Raw genomic sequence first — 15,364 nt, forward strand, 5'->3', positions numbered from 1 at the left:
ACTCGATCGTAGGCACACCCTGAGTCCCGCTGCATCTCCTGCGTTCCGCACCGCCCGCGCGTCCCGGCGGGACGCCGTCGCACGGCCGCTCAGCCGGTGGCCGAGGAGGCTCCCGCCCGCGCCGGAGGGGGAGAACCCGCGGTGACTGACGGGGCGTTACGCACGGGTGGCGCCGGGCGGCCGGCGCACCACGACACCGTGCGGCGCAGCCCTTCTTCGAGGGGTACCCGTGGCGTCCAGCCGAGCTGGTCACGGGCCCTGGTGATCACCGGCCGCCGGCGCACCGGATCGTCGACGGGCAGCGGGCCGTACTCGATCCGGGAGGCCGACCCGGTGACGACGAGCACGAGCTCCGCGAGTTCGCGGACCGTGCGCTCCGTGGGGTCCCCCAGGTTCACCGGCCCGGCGCGGGCGCTGTCGATCATCGCCGTGATGCCGCGCACGAGGTCGTCGACGTAGCAGAAGCTGCGTGTCTGGCTGCCGTCGCCGCAGACCGTGAGGGGTTCGCCGGCCAGTGCCTGCCGCACGAAGGTGGGCACGACACGGCCGTCGCGGGACCGCATCCGCGGACCGTACGTGTTGAAGATGCGCACGATGCCCGCGTCGACGCCCGGACCGCGCCGGTACGCCATGGTCACCGCCTCCGCGTAGCGCTTGGCCTCGTCGTAGACGCTGCGCGGGCCGACCGGATTGACGTTGCCCCAGTAGTCCTCGGGCTGGGGGTGCACCTCGGGGGCGCCGTACACCTCGCTGGTCGAGGCCAGCACGAAGCGGCCGCCGTGTTCGCGGGCCAGGCGCAGCGCGTTCTCCGTGCCCCTGCTGCCCACGGCCAGGGTCTCCAGCGGCAGCCGGTGGTAGTCGGCGGGCGAGGCGGGGCTCGCGAGGTGCGCCACGGCGTGCACCGGGCCCGGTACGGGGAGCGGCTCCGTCACGTCGCACCGGACCGGGTGGAAGCGCGGGTCGGCACGCAGGTGGGCGATGTTCTCCGGATCGCCGGTACAGAAGTTGTCGAGGCACCAGACCGTGTCTCCCCGGCGGAGCAGCGCCTCGCACAGGTGGGAGCCGAGGAATCCGCCGCCGCCGGTCACCACGACCTTCATGACGTCACTCCGATGGGGCGGCCGAGTGCGTGCAGTGACCAGCCCGCCGAGCGCCAGAGCCGTGCGTCCAGGCAGTTGCGGGCGTCCAGGAGCACCGGTGTGCGCACCATCGGGGCGAGGTCGACCGGGTCGATGGCGCGGTACTCGGGCCAGTGCGTGAGATGCAGGACCAGGTCCGCGTCCTCGCACGCCTTGGGGATGTCCAGGGCGTATCCCAGGTCGGGAAAGACCGCTCGCGCGTTGTCCAGGGCCTGCGGGTCGTGCACCCGTACCGCGGCCCCCTGCTGCCGCACCGCCGCCGCGACGGCCAGGGCGGGGGAGTCGCGCACGTCGTCGCTGCCCGGCTTGAAGGACGCGCCCAGGACGGCGACCCGGCGGCCGGCGAACGATCCGCCGGCCAGCCGCCTCGCCAGGCTCACCGTCCGCCGCCGCTGCCGGGTGTTGATGCGGTCGACCTCGTGCAGGAAGGCCACGGAGTCGCCCGCCCCGAGCTCCTCCGCGCGGGCCGCGAAGGCCCTGATGTCCTTGGGGAAGCAGCTCCCGCCGAAGCCGAGGCCCGGTTCGAGGAAGGGGGCGCCGATCCGGGAGTCCGCGCCGAGGGCCCTGGACAGGACTGTCACATCGGCGCCCGCCGCGTCGCAGACCTCGGCCATCGCGTTGATGAAAGAGATCTTGGTGGCGAGGAAGGAGTTCGCCGCGACCTTGACCAGTTCGGCCGTTGCGGGGTCGGTACTGAAGTAGGGAACCCCCGCCCGCAGCAGGGGCGCGTACACCGCGCGTAGGACCGCTTCGGCGTGCGGGCAGGTGACGCCGACGACGATCCGCTCCGGCCGCATGGTGTCCTCCACGGCGGAGCCCTCACGCAGAAACTCCGGGTTCCAGGCGATCTCGGTGTCCCGGGTGACCGCGGCGAGTCGCCGCGCGAGCCGGGCCGCCGTGCCTACCGGCACGGTGGACTTGCCGACGACCAGGTTGCCGGGACGCAGGTGGCGTGCGAGGCCGTCCATGACGGCGTCGACGTACCGCAGGTCGGCGGCCTCGCCGTCGGCCCGCTGCGGGGTGCCGACGCACACGAAGTGGACCCGCGCGAACGAGGCGGCCTCGGCGAGGGAGGTGGAGAAGCGGAGCCGGCCGGAGGTGACGGTCCTGGAGAGCAGTTCGTCGAGACCGGCCTCGCGCAGGGGCGCCCGGCCCGCCGACAGGGACGCGATCCGTTCGGCGTCGACATCGACGCCGAGCACCTCGTGCCCGAGGTCGGCCATGCACGCGGCGTGGACCGTCCCGACGTATCCGGTGCCGATGACTGTCATCCGCATGACGTCACTCCTAACCGTTCGCCCGCCGGGCGTTTCCGGCGTACCCATGGGGGTTGAGCTGCTGGAATCTCCAGGCGTCCCCGCACATGTCGGCCAGCCCCCGGGTGGGGCGCCACCCCCAGGCGCGCTCCACCGCCGAGGCGTCCGCGACGAGTTCCGGCACGTCGCCCGGGCGGCGGGACACGATGTCGTACGGGACGGGGGTACCGCACGCCGCACTGAAGGCCGCGACGACTTCGAGAACCGAACGGCCCTTCCCGAGGCCGAGGTTGTACGTGTGCATGCCGGGGCCGTCGGCGAGGTGGTCCAGCGCCACGCGGTGGGCCTCCACCGTGTCCATGACGTGGATGTAGTCACGGACCGCCGTCCCGTCGGGCGTGGCGTAGTCGTCGCCGAAGACGCGGAGCCTGTGGCGCCTGCCCACGGCCACCTGGGCGAGGTAGGGCATCAGGTTCTCGGGCGTTCCGCTGGGGTCCTCGCCGAGCAGTCCGCTGGGGTGCGCCCCGACCGGGGTGAAGTACCGCAGGGCGACCCCGGTGAAGCCAGGGCTCCGGCGGCACACGTCGGCCAGGATCTGCTCGCAGATCCATTTGGAGGCGGCGTACGGATTCGTGGGGCGGGCAGGGGTGGCCTCGTTCAGCGGTCCGCGTCCGGCGTCCCCGTAGATGGAACAGGACGAGGAGAACACCATCTGGCGCACCCCGTGCTCGTCCATCGCCCGCAGCAGAGAGGTGGTGCCGCCGACGTTGGTGTCGTAGTACTCGACGGGCATCCGTGTCGACTCACCCACGGCCTTGTGCGCGGCGAAGTGCACGACGGCGTCCACAGAGTGGCGGTCGAAGACGGCCGACAGGGCGCGCCGATCACGGATGTCCAGCTCGTACACGGCCCCCACGAACCGGCCGGCGATCCTTTCCACGCGGGCGAAGACCTGCGGTGTGCTGTTGGAGTAGTTGTCGACGACGATCAGTTCGTAGCCGTGGTCGAGCAGTTCGACGCACGCGTGACTTCCGATGAAGCCGGCGCCGCCGGTGACGAGCACGGTCGACGGTGGGTTCGGGCGCCCGGGTGTCCCGTGGGCGGGCGCGTCCCGGACGGGGATCACCGGTGCCGGCTCGCTGTGGGTCATGACAAGACGCTCCTGAGTAACACAACGCTGTACGCTGCTGATGTATATTTACGGCGTATATATCGACTTTGCGACGGTTGTTCCCCGGAGTCAAGAGGGGACCGGGCCCGGCGGGGGCCGTCGTTCCGGTGGCAGGGTCGAGGTAGGGTCGATCGGTCGACGAGCCCGGAGGCGGTCATGCCGAAAGAGACGGAGGACGGTCGCGCGCGACGCGCCAGCGACCGGGGCCGCTACGGACGGCTCAGCAGGGAGCGCGTGCTGGCCACGGCACTGGAGGTCGTCGACCGCGACGGCCTGTCCGGCCTGAGCATGCGCAAGCTGGGCGCGGAGCTGGGGGTCGAGGCGATGGCCCTGTACCGGTACGCCCCCAGCAAGGACGCCTTGCTGGACGGGCTGGTCGAGGGGTTCTGCCGGGAGGTCCACCAGGAACTGGACCAGCACCCGCCGGCCGGCGGGGGAGCCGACGGCTGGCGCCGCGAACTGCACCGGATCGCGCTCGCCAACCACGGGGTCGCCCTGCGCCACCCGAACGTCGTACCGCTCCTGGCCACGCGCCTGCTGTCCACGCCGCTGGCCCGCCGGCCCCTTCCCGTGCAGCGCGGCGACGAACGCGTGCTGGCGGTGCTGCACGACGCCGGAATCGGGGAGCGCAGGAGCGTGGAGATCCACCGGTGCTTCACCGCGTGGCTGCTCGGCTACCTGCTGGTCGAGCTGCGCGCCATGGACGACGAGCCGGGCGAACCCGATCCGGCCTTCCGGCTCGGCCTGCACCGGATGCCCGCCGCCGAGCTCCCGCGCCTGCGGGCCACCGCCGCGGCCATGGACGGCCGCGGCGGCCCCGAGGGGCTCGCCGCGGGCCTGGACGCCCTGCTGGGGTGACGACCGGGGCCTGCCGCGCCCGCCGGGGGCCCCTGGCGGCGCCTGTCCGCCGTACGGAGCAGCACGCGTACTCGTGTGTGGGACGCGGCGGCGCGGTCGCTTGGCGGCGGAGGCGGCGGGCGGTGGCCTGGCTCTGCCCGACACCCAGTCGCCAGGCAACCCAGCCCCAGGAGGTCCGGATGCGCTCCCCAGCCACCGTCACCGCAGTCGTCCTGCTCGCGCTCGCGGCCGTGGCCCTGCCCGCCCGGGCGGCGGACGGGCCCGGCGAGGCCGGGAACCCGCCACGGGGGCTGTTCCTCACCGTTTCGGGCTCGGACAGCACCTGGATCCGCGGCGTCCTCCTCCAGTGCGCCCCCGGGCCCTCGGGACCCCATCCGGCGGCCTCCGACGCGTGCGCCGCTCTCGAAAAGGCGAAGGGTGACTTCGACAAGCTGCCGGGGAACGCGCGCGCGTGCACCAAGCAGTACGAGCCGGTGACCGTCAGCGCCGCGGGCAGCTGGGGCGGGCTCAGGACGGCATGGCGGAAGACCTACCCGAACGCGTGCGTGCTGGAAACCGCGACCGGGCCCGTCTTCCGCTTCTGAGCGGTCACCTCCGAGCGGGCACTTCCGGGCGGCCGGTGTCCGGCCGCCCGTACCGCATCGCGCGGTGCAGTGTCGCGCGGTGCGATTTCGTTTCAGCGGTGCAGTTTCGTTTCAGCAGACACTCACCGGGCGCTCACCGGCTGCGCGACGCGGCCATGCCGACCGTGACCAGACCGAGCACGACCCAGCCGAACCACAGCCAGCCGTTGCTGCCGAGTGCCGCCGTGTACGCCGATATGACGACCAGCGTCCCGACGGTGAGCACCCCCATCGACTTCGCAGAACCGGGCATGCGCGCCCCCTCCTTCTGACGGAGGGCCATCGTCACCCCTCAGGGGCTTCCGCGCTACTGTGCCGACGTTACCGCCGCTCTAGCGCCCGCGCGCCTGGAGCGAGGCGAGGTACGCGTTGTACGCCACCAGCTCCTGGTCGCCGTCGCGGTCCGCCGCCCGGTCGGAGCGCCGCGCGACCCGCTGCTCGGACCGGTACCACTGGAAGACCAGCGCGATCAGGACCAGTACCGAGGGGATCTCCGAGAACGCCCAGGCGATGCCCCCCGCGGCGTTCTGGTCGCTCAGCGCGTCGATGCCCAGCGACGCGGGCGGGTTCGCGTACGTACCGATCATCGGCTGGGTCGCCATCATCAGCGCGATGCCGAAGAACGCGTGGAACGGCATACCGGCGAAGAGCTCCAGCATCCGCATCACGTAGCCCGGCCGGTGCGGCCCCGGGTCGACGCCCATGATCGGCCAGAAGAAGACCAGACCGACGGCGAGGAAGTGGACCATCATGCCGAGGTGGCCCGGCTTGCTCTCCATCAGGAAGTCGAAGACCGGCGTGAAGTAGAGCGCGTACAGGGAGGCGATGAACAGCGGGATCGTGAAGGCCGGGTGCGTGACGATCTTCATGTACCGGCTGTGCAGCAGCATCAGCAGCACCTCGCGCGGCCCCTTGCGGTTCCCGCGTCCCGCCACCGGCAGCGCGCGCAGCGCGAGTGTCACCGGGGCGCCGAGCAGCAGCAGGATGGGCGAGAGCATGCTGATGACCATGTGCTGCACCATGTGCACGCTGAACATGACCATGCCGTAGTCGTTCAGCTTGGTGCACATCACCAGCGCCACGCTCAGCACACCGAAGGTGAAGAAGACCGTCCGGCCCACCGGCCAGCCGTCGCCGCGCCTGCGCAGCCGCACCAGGCCCCACCCGTACAGGGCGAGCGCGAGGACGCACCCCACCAGGAAGAAGAGGTCGGGGGAGAACTCCAGCCCCCGGCTCAGCGTGAACGGCGGCAGATCCATGTTCATGCCGCTGCCGTGCCCGCTGTGATCCATCTGCGTACTCCCGTGGGACTGCCCATTCGTACCGGTTGTCCGCTACAGACTAGAACTGCCCCCGGCCGCGCTCGCGGCCGGGGGCAGTCCGTCAGGCAGGAAACAAGATCACAGCACGCACTCGGCCTCGGCGTACCGCTCGGTGGGAACGGTCTTGAGGGTCTCCACGGCTTCGGCCAGCGGGACCATCACGATGTCCGTGCCGCGCAGCGCCGTCATCATGCCGAACTCACCCCGGTGCGCCGCCTCCACCGCGTGCCAGCCGAAGCGGGTGGCGAGGACGCGGTCGTACGCCGTCGGGGTGCCGCCGCGCTGGACGTGGCCGAGGATGACGGGCCGCGCCTCCTTGCCGAGGCGCTCCTCCAGCTCGACGGACAGCTGCCGGGCCACGCCCGCGAAGCGCTCGTGGCCGTACATGTCCTTGCCGCCGACGTCGAACTCCATGGAGCCCTCGCGCGGCTTGGCGCCCTCGGCGACCACGACGATCGCGAACCGCTTGCCGGCCGAGAAGCGCTTGCCGACCAGCTCGGTCAGCTCACCGATGTCGAAGGGCCGCTCCGGCACCACGATGGCGTGCGCGCCGGCCGCCATGCCGGAGTGCAGCGCGATCCAGCCGGTGTGCCGCCCCATGACCTCGACGATCAGCACCCGCTGGTGCGACTCGGCGGTGGTCTTGAGCCGGTCGAGGGCCTCGGTCGCGACCCCGACGGCCGTGTCGAACCCGAAGGTGACATCGGTCGACGCGATGTCGTTGTCGATGGTCTTCGGTACGCCGACGATCGGCAGCCCGGCCCCGGACAGCAGGTTGGCCGCCTTCAGCGTGCCTTCGCCGCCGATCGGGATGATCGCGTCGAGTCCGAGCTCCGCGACGTGGCCGCGGGCCTTCTCGACGCCGTCGCGCAGATGCGCGGGCTGGACCCGGGAAGAGCCGAGAATCGTGCCGCCGCGGGCCAGGATGCCGCCTACCGCGTCGAGATCCAGCTTGCGGTAATCGCATTCCAGCAGGCCCCGCCAGCCGTCGTGGAAGCCGATGACCTCGTCGCCGTGATCGACGACGGCCCGGTGCACGACGGAACGGATTACAGCGTTCAGGCCGGGGCAGTCGCCGCCGGAAGTGAGTACACCAATGCGCATGCCCGGAATACCTTTGCAACGTGGGCGGGAGACCGGACCACGTCGTCCGGTTGGATCCCCGTCACCCTACTCGCGCGGGGTGACGGGGCCGAACCGGGCGTCCGACAGCTGGACAGCCCAAAGGTGTACGAACCGCGACAGTCCGTCAGGCGGGCTGCGTGGCCGCCGCGATGCGCTCGGCGCGCAGCGCCTCGTACCACCGGTCGTCGGTGGGCGGCAGCGCGTTGACGTCGAGGGCCAGCTTCAGCAGCAGGTCCGCGATGAGCGGGTTGCGGGCGAGCACGGGGCCGTGCATGTACGTACCGAAGACGGTGTCGTTGTACGCGCCCTCCGTGCCGTCACCGGTTCCGTTGCCCTTACCGATCCGCGTCCGGGCGAACGGCCGGGCCGTCGGGCCCAGATGCGTGATGCCCTGGTGGTTCTCGAAGCCCGTCAGCGGCGGCAGGCCGAGGCGCTCGTCGATGTCGCCGAGGACGTCGCCGACGCACCGCTCGCCCTCGCCGCGCGTGCTGACCACGTCGAGCAGCCCGAGGCCCGGCTCGCGCTCGCCGAGGTCGTTGATGAACTCGTGGCCGAGGATCTGGTACCCGGCGCAGACCGAGAAGACGATCGCGCCGTTGGAGACCGCGCGCTCCAGACCGCCGTCGCGGCGCAGCCGCTCCGCCGCGAGGCGCTGCGGCCGGTCCTCACCGCCGCCGATCAGGTAGATGTCGCCCGAGGTGGGGATCGGCTGGTCGCTGCGTACGTCCACACGCTGGACGTCGAGGCCACGCTGACGGGCCCGGCGCTCGACGACGAGGGCGTTGCCCTGGTCGCCGTACGTGCTCAGCAGGTCCGGGTAGATCCACACCAGGCGCAGGCTGTTGTCGCTCATGCTTGCTTGTCCTTTTCCGGTGTACGCGGGCCTAGTTGCCGACGCGGCGGCGCAGGTCCTGGAACGCGGTGTAGTTGGCGATCGTCTCGATCAGCCCGGGCGGCGCGAGCTGCACAGCCTCGTCGAGCGTCTCGCAGACCCGGAACTCCAGGTTCGCGACCTCCAGGCGTACGGCGAGGTCCAGCTTGCGGTCACCGAGCACGAAGATCGGGTGGCCGGCCAGCCGGGTGTAGTCGACGTCCCAGAGCCAGGAGGTGTCCGTGCCGTCGGCGCCGCGCGCGTTGACGGCCAGGATCACCGGCGTGGGCGGCGGGTTGATGAGAGAAAACGTTTCGAGCCAGCCCGCCGGGTTCTTCGCGAGCAGCAGCCGCAGGTCGCGCTCCTGGAACTGGACGACGTCGTACCGGCCGGCCACCGCCTGCACCTGGTACATCCGCTCCAGCGCCACCTGTGGCGGCACGCCGAACACGGCGGCCACGGCGGCGGAGGTCGCGGCGTTCGCCTTGTTGGCGCGGCCGGGCAGCTGGAGGTGGATCGGCCAGGCCGAACCGTGCGGGTCGACGACGTGGTCGCCGCTCAGCACCCAGCTCGGGGCGGGGCGGCGGAAGCCGCACTCGCCGCAGAACCAGTCGTCGCCGGGGCGCTGCATCACACCGCCGCAGGACGGGCAGGACCAGGCGTCGTCCTTCCACTCCTGGCCGGCGGCCACCCACACCACGCTGGGCGAGGAGGACGCGGCCCAGACGATCAGCGGGTCGTCGGCGTTCGCGATGACGACGGCCTTCGTGCCGGACAGGCCCTCGCGCCACTTCTCGGCGAGCATCCGGGTCTCGGCGGCCCGGTCGAGCTGGTCGCGCGAGAGGTTGAGCAGGGCGATCGCCTTGGGCGTCACATCGCGTGCGACCCCGGCGAGGTACTTCTCGTCGACCTCGATCACGCCGTACTTCGCGTCCGAGCCGCCCGCCAGGGCGGAGGTGATGCCCGCCGGCATGTTGGCGCCGAGCGCGTTGGAGACGACGGGGCCGCTGGCCCGCAGTGCCTCGGCGATGAGCCGGGTCGTCGTGGTCTTGCCGTTCGTCGCGGACACGAGCACGACGTCGAGATGCTGGGCGAGCCGCCCGAGCAGGTCGGGGTCGAGCTTGAGCGCCACCTTGCCGCCGATCACGGATCCGCTGCCGCGTCCCGCGGCGCGGGACACCGCCGCCGCGGCCTTGCCTGCCGTCACGGCCAGCTTGGCCCGCGGCGACAACGGCTCCGTGTTGCCTGCCATCGTCACTGATCCTCCTTGCATCCGGCGCCGCATTTGCCCCAGGTCCACCGGTCAACGTCGGGGCTCAGCCTATCGAGAACAAGCCGGGCCCCCGCACCCCGGCACCACCGGGGGCGCCTCGGCCTCCGGTGGAACGTACGCTTGCCGCCATGCGACACCGCCCGATTCCCGGCAGTTCCGGGCTCGTACGACCCATGACACTGCTCGGTGACCCGGCGCTCCACGCGCCCTGCGAGACGGTGACCGACTTCGGTCCCTCGCTGGTCCGGCTCGTCGAGGACATGTTCGCGACGATGTACGCCGCCGAGGGGGTCGGCCTCGCGGCCAACCAAGTCGGCGTACCGCTGCGTGTCTTCGTCTACGACTGTCCGGACGACGAGGATGTCCGGCATGTCGGTCACATCGTCAACCCACGCCTGGTCGAGGCCGACGGCATCACCGTACGCGGTCCGGAGGGGTGCCTGTCGCTGCCGGGTATCGAGGCGGGGACGGAACGCTTCGACCGGGCGCTGGTGGAGGGTGTGACGGTGACGGGCGATCCGGTACGCGTCGAGGGCACCGGCTTCTTCGCCCGCTGCCTCCAGCACGAGTGCGACCACTTGGCCGGGTTGGTCTACACGGACCGCCTGACCGGCTGGCGCCGCGCGAAGGCGCTGCGCGCGGCACGGCGGGCGTCGTGGGGCGGCGGGTCGTAGGGCGGGTCCGCGCCGCCCTTGAGCGGCGCGGCGGCGACTAGAAGCCCGGCCCGTCCACACGGTCGGCCGCGGCGGCCAGGCGCCCCCACAGCAGGTCCGCGAGGCTGGAGACCAACTGCTCGCGGGAACAGGGGCGTTCGCCCAGCCACCAGTCGCCCGCGGCGTGCATCATGCCGACGATCCCGTGGCCCCACACCCGCGCCAGCTGCTCACTGCCGGGTCCCAGGTCCACCCGCTCGGCGATCACCATGGCGAGTTCCTCGCCGAGCCGCCGCAGCAACGGCGCCGAGTGCCGGCCGACGTCGAAGCCCTGCTCCGGCTGGTGCGCGTCCTCGGCGGGGTGCATCAGGAACCGGTAGACCTCGGGCAGCGCCTCGATCGCCGCGAGGTACGTGTCGAGCGTCGCCTCCACCCGCTGGCGCCGTTCGGCGGGTGCGTCCAGCGCCGCGCGCAGGGCCGAGAGCAGCGCGTCGGTGTGCCGCTTGGCGAGCGCGCGGTAGAGGCCGCCCTTGTCGCCGAAGTGCCGGTAGAGGATCGGCTTGGTGATCCCCGCCTCGGCGGCTATGGCGTTCATGGAGGCCTGCGGACCGTCCCGCAGCACCACGCGGTCCGCCGCTTCGAGCAGGTCGCGGCGGCGCCGCGCGGCAGCGGAGCGCTGCTGCTCGTCCGATTGTGTGGTGTCCATGATGTGTTCTCCCCGCCCAAAGCGATTCCGTGACGCCTGCGAAACGTAACACCATGGCCGCGGGCCGCGCCGGTCCCCACCGCGCCGGTTGACAGCGTCTACTTGCCGGTAACAGACTCCTGTTACCGTAAGTAACGCTTGAAAAATGAAACGCAGCGCTGGAGGGGACATGGCCGAGTTCACACTCGAACTCAACGATGACCAGAAGCAGGTCCGCGACTGGATCCACGGGTTCGCCGCAGATGTGATGCGTCCGGCCGCCGCCGAATGGGACGAGCGCGAGGAGACGCCCTGGCCCGTCATCCAGGAAGCGGCCAAGCTCGGCATCTACTCCCTCGACTTCTACGCGCAGCAGTTCTTCGACCCGACGGGCCTGGGCATCCCGATGGCGATGGAGGAGCTGTTCTGGGGCGACGCCGGCATCGGCCTCTCCATCGTCGGTACGGGCCTGGCCGCCGTCGGTGTCCTCGCCAACGGCACCGAGGAACAGATCGGCACCTGGATCCCGCAGATGTACGGGGACCCCGACGACGTCAAGGTCGCCGCCTTCTGCTCCTCCGAGCCGGACGCGGGCTCCGACGTCTCCGCGATGCGCACCCGCGCCGTGTACGACGAGGCCAAGGACGAGTGGGTCCTCAACGGCACCAAGACGTGGGCGACCAACGGCGGCATCGCCAACGTCCACGTCGTCGTCGCCCTCGTCGACCCGGAACTCGGCTCCAAGGGCCACGCCTCCTTCATCGTCCCGCCGAACACGGCCGGCCTGTCCCAGGGCCAGAAGTTCAAGAAGCACGGCATCCGTGCCTCGCACACCGCCGAGGTCGTACTGGAGAACGTCCGCGTCCCGGGCCACTGCCTGCTCGGCGGGAAGGACAAGCTCGACGAGCGCCTCGCCCGGGCCCGCGAGCGCGCCCGCAAGGGCGGCGAGCGCGTCAAGAACGCCGCGATGGCCACCTTCGAGGCGTCCCGCCCGGCCGTCGGCGCGATGGCGGTCGGCACCGCCCGCGCGGCGTACGAGGTGGCGCTCGACTACGCCATGACCCGTGAGCAGTTCGGCCGCCCGATCATCGACAACCAGGGCGTCGCCTTCCAGCTCGCCGACATGCGAACCCAGATCGACGCGGCCCGGCTGCTCGTCTGGCGGGCCTCCTGGATGGCGACGGCGGGCAAGCCGTTCACGTCGGCCGAGGGCTCGATGTCGAAGCTGTTCGCCAGCGAGACGGCCAAGAAGGTCACCGCCCAGGCCGTGCAGATCCTCGGCGGCAACGGATACACCCGCGAGTACCCGGTGGAGCGCATGCACCGCGACAGCGCGATCTACACGATCTTCGAGGGTACGAGCGAGATCCAGCGCCTGGTCATCGCCCGGACCCTGTCGGGCATGCCGATCCGCTAGTCCGGCCGCCGTCCGGCGCACGGCGAAGGCGCCGTCCCACCACAGGAGGGGGACGGCGCCTTCGGGTGCCGTCAGGCGGAGGGGAGCTGCGCCTCGATGGCCGCCACGACCTCGGCGGCCTCCGGCTCGACACGCGGACGGAACCGGCCGACGACCTCGCCCTTCGCGCTCACCAGGAACTTCTCGAAGTTCCACTGGACGTCCCCGGCCTCGCCGGCCTCGTCCTTCGCCGCGGTCAGCCCGACGTACAGCGGGTGCCGGTGGTCACCGTTGACCTCGATCTTCTCCAGCAGCGGGAACGTCACGCCGTAGCTCGCCGAGCAGAAGGTCCCGATCTCCTCGGCGCTGCCCGGCTCCTGGCCCGCGAACTGGTTGCACGGCACACCGAGCACCGTGAAGCCCTGGTCGGCGTACGTCTTCTGAAGCCGCTCCAGACCGGCGTACTGCGGCGTGAGGCCGCACTTGGACGCGACGTTCACCACCAGCACCGCCTTGCCCTCGTAGGCCGCCAGGGTGGTCGGCTCGCCGGTCAGGGTGCGCAGGGGAATGTCGTACAGGCTCATCGCCGTCTCCTAGGGCTCTGGGCGGCCGGACTGCTGCCGGCCGTCGGTCACTGCTCCGTACTGTTCCAGAGCCCGGCCCGAGCGATGTCCACGGCCCTGCCTTCGGGGCCGGGCGGGTCCGGCCGAGGACGCTTGCTTGGCTGAAATCCCTGCCCTACGTACCACCACCCTGGGAAGGAACCGCGCCATGACCGGTCTCACCACCCCCGTACTCCTGCACAACGGACTGCTCATCGACGGCACCGGGGGCGAACCCGTCACGGACGGCGCCGTGCTCATCGACGAAGGGCTCGTACGCTGGGTGGGCCCGACCGCCCGACTGCGCCTGCCGGCGCTGCCCGTCCCCGCCCGGCGTGTCGACGTACAGGGCGACGCGATCCTCCCGGGCTTCATCGACTGCCATGTCCACATGGCGGCGCCGGGCGGCGCCCTCAGCCACGCCGAGATCGCGGCGATGCCCCTCTCGCTGCGCACCTTCCTGGCCGCGCCCCGCATGAAGCTCACCCTCGAAGCGGGCGTCACCACCGCCCGCGACCTAGGCGGCGCGGACGCCGGCCACCGGGAGGCCGTCGAATCGGGGCTGCTCGCCGGTCCGCGCCTGCTGGTCGCGATCTCCATGCTCAGCCCGACGGGGGGACACGGCGACTTCCGGGCGGCCCCCGACAGCGGCGGGAACGACCCCGTCATGGGACGCCTCGCCGACGGCACCACCGAATGCCGCAAGGCCGTGCGCGAGGTCCTCCGCCAGGGCGCCGACTGCGTGAAGGTCGCGGCCACGGGAGGGGTGTGGAGCCCGACGGACCAGCCGGGTGACGACGGCTTCCTGGAGGACGAGATCCGTACGATCACCGAGATCGCGGCGGGGCACGGCGGCCGGAAGGTGGCCGCGCACGCGCAGGGACGCGGCGGAATCATCAATGCCGTACGCGGCGGAGTCGCCAGCGTCGAACACGGCTACGAGATCGACGACGAGGCCATCGACCTGATGCTGGAGCGCGGCACCTTCCTGGTGCCGACGCTGACCACCGCCAACACCGAGCCCGACCCGCAGAAGGCGGCGGGCCCGGCGTACGCGAAGAAGAAGCACTGGCAGGCCGTCGCCCGCCGGCACATCCCGCACGCCGTAGCGCGCGGCGTCCGCGTCGCCATGGGAACCGACTGCGGCATCGCGGAACACGGCACGAACCTGCGGGAGCTGGCGTACCTCGTCGGCTGCGGGATGACGCCGATGGACGCGATCCGCGCCGGGACCAGCGAGGCGGCGGAACTCCTCGGCCTGGCACGGGAGATCGGCACGCTCGAGCCCGGCAAACGGGCCGATGTCGTTGTGGCGCGCGGCAATCCGCTGACCGACATCGCCTCCCTGGGCGAGCCCGCCAACATCCGGCTCGTCATGAAGGACGGCGTGGTCTGCAAGAACCTCGACGGCCTGACGGTCTGACGGCCCGACAGGCGGGGCGGGCGCTGCCTGACGGGCCTGTCGGCACGGCCCACGCAGGCCGCCCACCGGTCCGGGCCGGCGGTCAGGAAGCCAGCCGCCGGAACAGCCCCTCCTGCACCACCGACACCAGCAGATTCCCCGCCCGGTCGTAGATCCGGCCGCGCGCCAGCCCGCGCGCGCCCGTGGCGATCGGGGACTCCTGGTCGTACAGGAACCACTCGTCGGCGCGGAATGGCCGGTGGAACCACATCGCGTGGTCCAGCGACGCGATGTCGAAGGTGCGCGGCCCCCACAGCGGCTCCACCGGGATGCGGACCGCGTCCAGCAGCGTCATGTCGGACGCGTACGCCAGCGCGCACGTGTGCACGAGCTGGTCGTCGCCCAGCGGGCCGACCGCGCGCATCCACACCGCGCTGCGCGGGTCCGCCTCCTTGACCTCCTCGGCGGTCCAGCGCAGCCGGTCGACGTACCGGATGTCGAACGGCTGGCGGCGGGCCATCCGCTCCAGCGCCTCCGGCAGCTCCCCGAGGTGCTCGCGGATCTCGTCCACCACCGTCGGCAGCGACTCCGGGTCCGGGAAGTCCAGGCGGGGCGGCAGCTGGTGCTCGAAGGCGGCCTCCTCCGGCTGGTGGAACGAGGCGGTCAGGTTGAAGATCGTCCGGCCCTGCTGGACCGCCGTGACCCGCCGGGTGGTGAAGGAGCGCCCGTCGCGCACCCGCTCCACCTGGTAGACGATCGGCACCCCCGGGCGGCCGGGACGCAGGAAGTACGCGTGCAGCGAGTGCACGGGCCGGTCGCCCTCGGTCGTACGGCCGGCCGCGACCAGCGCCTGGCCGGCGACCTGCCCGCCGAAGACGCGTTGCAGGGACTCATGCGGGCTGCGGCCGCGGAAGATGTTGACCTCGATCTGCTCCAGGTCGAGCAGATCGACGAGCCGTTCGGCGGGATTCGTCGTCACGGGACGTTT

At 71.7% G+C, this 15,364-nt stretch carries 16 protein-coding genes; 5 read left to right on the forward strand and 11 right to left on the reverse strand.

Translation table 11 applies throughout. The annotated features are described in order from the left end of the window. Positions 1 to 89 precede the first annotated feature (89 nt). From AS594_RS29985 to galE, 3 genes are read right to left on the reverse strand one after another with little or no spacing between them, the layout of a single operon-like run. Complete coding sequence (locus tag AS594_RS29985; RefSeq protein WP_079144333.1) at positions 90 to 1,100, reverse strand: UDP-glucuronic acid decarboxylase family protein; 1,011 nt, start codon at positions 1,098 to 1,100, stop codon at positions 90 to 92. Beyond that, a complete protein-coding gene (locus tag AS594_RS29990) occupies positions 1,097 to 2,416 on the reverse strand; it encodes a UDP-glucose dehydrogenase family protein (protein ID WP_069932094.1) in 1,320 nt (439 codons plus the stop codon). The genes AS594_RS29985 and AS594_RS29990 overlap by 4 nt, the downstream gene beginning before the upstream one ends. 10 nt (positions 2,417 to 2,426) lie before the next feature. After that, positions 2,427 to 3,458, reverse strand: coding sequence for a UDP-glucose 4-epimerase GalE (gene galE, locus AS594_RS29995; RefSeq protein ID WP_069930876.1), 1,032 nt, complete (start codon positions 3,456 to 3,458; stop codon positions 2,427 to 2,429). A gap of 264 nt (positions 3,459 to 3,722) precedes the next feature. Between galE and AS594_RS30000 the strand changes: the two genes are divergently transcribed. Then, positions 3,723 to 4,424: a TetR/AcrR family transcriptional regulator gene (locus AS594_RS30000; RefSeq protein WP_069935510.1), complete on the forward strand. Its 702-nt coding sequence runs from the start codon at positions 3,723 to 3,725 to the stop codon at positions 4,422 to 4,424. 179 nt (positions 4,425 to 4,603) lie between these two features. After that, positions 4,604 to 5,008 (forward strand): SSI family serine proteinase inhibitor, encoded by a 405-nt coding sequence (locus AS594_RS30005; RefSeq protein WP_069935511.1) that lies wholly within the window; start codon positions 4,604 to 4,606, stop codon positions 5,006 to 5,008. A gap of 133 nt (positions 5,009 to 5,141) precedes the next feature. Here AS594_RS30005 and AS594_RS44795 read toward each other — a convergent pair whose 3' ends face one another. From AS594_RS44795 to AS594_RS30025, 5 genes are all read right to left on the reverse strand, one after another. Continuing rightward, positions 5,142 to 5,300: a hypothetical protein gene (locus AS594_RS44795; RefSeq protein WP_037648238.1), complete on the reverse strand. Its 159-nt coding sequence runs from the start codon at positions 5,298 to 5,300 to the stop codon at positions 5,142 to 5,144. 79 nt (positions 5,301 to 5,379) lie between these two features. Then, entirely contained in the window at positions 5,380 to 6,339 is a 960-nt protein-coding gene (locus AS594_RS30010; RefSeq protein WP_069929941.1) for a cytochrome c oxidase assembly protein, read from the reverse strand. Positions 6,340 to 6,447: 108 nt separating this feature from the next. Further along, positions 6,448 to 7,473, reverse strand: coding sequence for a 6-phosphofructokinase (locus AS594_RS30015; RefSeq protein ID WP_069929942.1), 1,026 nt, complete (start codon positions 7,471 to 7,473; stop codon positions 6,448 to 6,450). Positions 7,474 to 7,618: 145 nt separating this feature from the next. Then, positions 7,619 to 8,347 (reverse strand): type 1 glutamine amidotransferase, encoded by a 729-nt coding sequence (locus AS594_RS30020; protein WP_069929943.1) that lies wholly within the window; start codon positions 8,345 to 8,347, stop codon positions 7,619 to 7,621. A 31-nt stretch (positions 8,348 to 8,378) separates the two neighbouring features. Beyond that, positions 8,379 to 9,617 (reverse strand): Mur ligase family protein, encoded by a 1,239-nt coding sequence (locus AS594_RS30025; RefSeq protein ID WP_069929944.1) that lies wholly within the window; start codon positions 9,615 to 9,617, stop codon positions 8,379 to 8,381. A 149-nt stretch (positions 9,618 to 9,766) separates the two neighbouring features. Between AS594_RS30025 and def the strand changes: the two genes are divergently transcribed. After that, complete coding sequence (gene def / locus AS594_RS30030) at positions 9,767 to 10,312, forward strand: peptide deformylase (protein WP_069929945.1); 546 nt, start codon at positions 9,767 to 9,769, stop codon at positions 10,310 to 10,312. 37 nt (positions 10,313 to 10,349) lie between these two features. On the opposite strand, the gene AS594_RS30035 is transcribed toward def, so the two are convergent. Further along, entirely contained in the window at positions 10,350 to 10,997 is a 648-nt protein-coding gene (locus AS594_RS30035) for a TetR/AcrR family transcriptional regulator (protein WP_069929946.1), read from the reverse strand. A gap of 169 nt (positions 10,998 to 11,166) precedes the next feature. Here AS594_RS30035 and AS594_RS30040 point away from each other — a divergent pair, with 169 nt between their 5' ends. Then, positions 11,167 to 12,393 (forward strand): acyl-CoA dehydrogenase family protein, encoded by a 1,227-nt coding sequence (locus AS594_RS30040; protein WP_069929947.1) that lies wholly within the window; start codon positions 11,167 to 11,169, stop codon positions 12,391 to 12,393. Between the two features lie 71 nt (positions 12,394 to 12,464). Here AS594_RS30040 and AS594_RS30045 read toward each other — a convergent pair whose 3' ends face one another. Then, entirely contained in the window at positions 12,465 to 12,956 is a 492-nt protein-coding gene (locus tag AS594_RS30045; protein ID WP_069935512.1) for a glutathione peroxidase, read from the reverse strand. 187 nt (positions 12,957 to 13,143) lie between these two features. Here AS594_RS30045 and AS594_RS30050 point away from each other — a divergent pair, with 187 nt between their 5' ends. Further along, a complete protein-coding gene (locus AS594_RS30050) occupies positions 13,144 to 14,397 on the forward strand; it encodes a metal-dependent hydrolase family protein (RefSeq protein WP_069929949.1) in 1,254 nt (417 codons plus the stop codon). 82 nt (positions 14,398 to 14,479) lie between these two features. Here the strand turns inward: AS594_RS30050 and AS594_RS30055 are convergent, their stop codons facing one another. Then, positions 14,480 to 15,355 carry an acyl-CoA thioesterase gene (locus AS594_RS30055; protein WP_069929950.1) on the reverse strand — a complete coding sequence of 292 codons (876 nt, stop codon included), beginning with the start codon at positions 15,353 to 15,355 and terminating at the stop codon, positions 14,480 to 14,482. Between the last annotated feature and the right edge of the window lie 9 nt (positions 15,356 to 15,364).

It is taken from the genome of Streptomyces agglomeratus (genome assembly GCF_001746415.1).
GTDB lineage: Bacteria > Actinomycetota > Actinomycetes > Streptomycetales > Streptomycetaceae > Streptomyces > Streptomyces agglomeratus.

Excerpts from the sequence above, each read along its gene's own strand:
- AS594_RS30020 (WP_069929943.1), bottom strand. The coding sequence starts at position 8,347 with ATGAGCGACAACAGCCTGCGCCTGGTGTGGATCTACCCGGACCTGCTG.
- AS594_RS29985 (WP_079144333.1), bottom strand. The coding sequence starts at position 1,100 with ATGAAGGTCGTGGTGACCGGCGGCGGCGGATTCCTCGGCTCCCACCTG.
- AS594_RS30040 (WP_069929947.1), top strand. The coding sequence starts at position 11,167 with ATGGCCGAGTTCACACTCGAACTCAACGATGACCAGAAGCAGGTCCGC.
- AS594_RS30045 (WP_069935512.1), bottom strand. The coding sequence starts at position 12,956 with ATGAGCCTGTACGACATTCCCCTGCGCACCCTGACCGGCGAGCCGACC.
- AS594_RS30025 (WP_069929944.1), bottom strand. The coding sequence starts at position 9,617 with ATGGCAGGCAACACGGAGCCGTTGTCGCCGCGGGCCAAGCTGGCCGTG.
- AS594_RS30000 (WP_069935510.1), top strand. The coding sequence starts at position 3,723 with ATGCCGAAAGAGACGGAGGACGGTCGCGCGCGACGCGCCAGCGACCGG.
- AS594_RS30010 (WP_069929941.1), bottom strand. The coding sequence starts at position 6,339 with ATGGATCACAGCGGGCACGGCAGCGGCATGAACATGGATCTGCCGCCG.
- def (WP_069929945.1), top strand. The coding sequence starts at position 9,767 with ATGCGACACCGCCCGATTCCCGGCAGTTCCGGGCTCGTACGACCCATG.
- AS594_RS30035 (WP_069929946.1), bottom strand. The coding sequence starts at position 10,997 with ATGGACACCACACAATCGGACGAGCAGCAGCGCTCCGCTGCCGCGCGG.
- AS594_RS30005 (WP_069935511.1), top strand. The coding sequence starts at position 4,604 with ATGCGCTCCCCAGCCACCGTCACCGCAGTCGTCCTGCTCGCGCTCGCG.
- AS594_RS29990 (WP_069932094.1), bottom strand. The coding sequence starts at position 2,416 with ATGCGGATGACAGTCATCGGCACCGGATACGTCGGGACGGTCCACGCC.
- AS594_RS30050 (WP_069929949.1), top strand. The coding sequence starts at position 13,144 with ATGACCGGTCTCACCACCCCCGTACTCCTGCACAACGGACTGCTCATC.
- AS594_RS30015 (WP_069929942.1), bottom strand. The coding sequence starts at position 7,473 with ATGCGCATTGGTGTACTCACTTCCGGCGGCGACTGCCCCGGCCTGAAC.
- AS594_RS44795 (WP_037648238.1), bottom strand. The coding sequence starts at position 5,300 with ATGCCCGGTTCTGCGAAGTCGATGGGGGTGCTCACCGTCGGGACGCTG.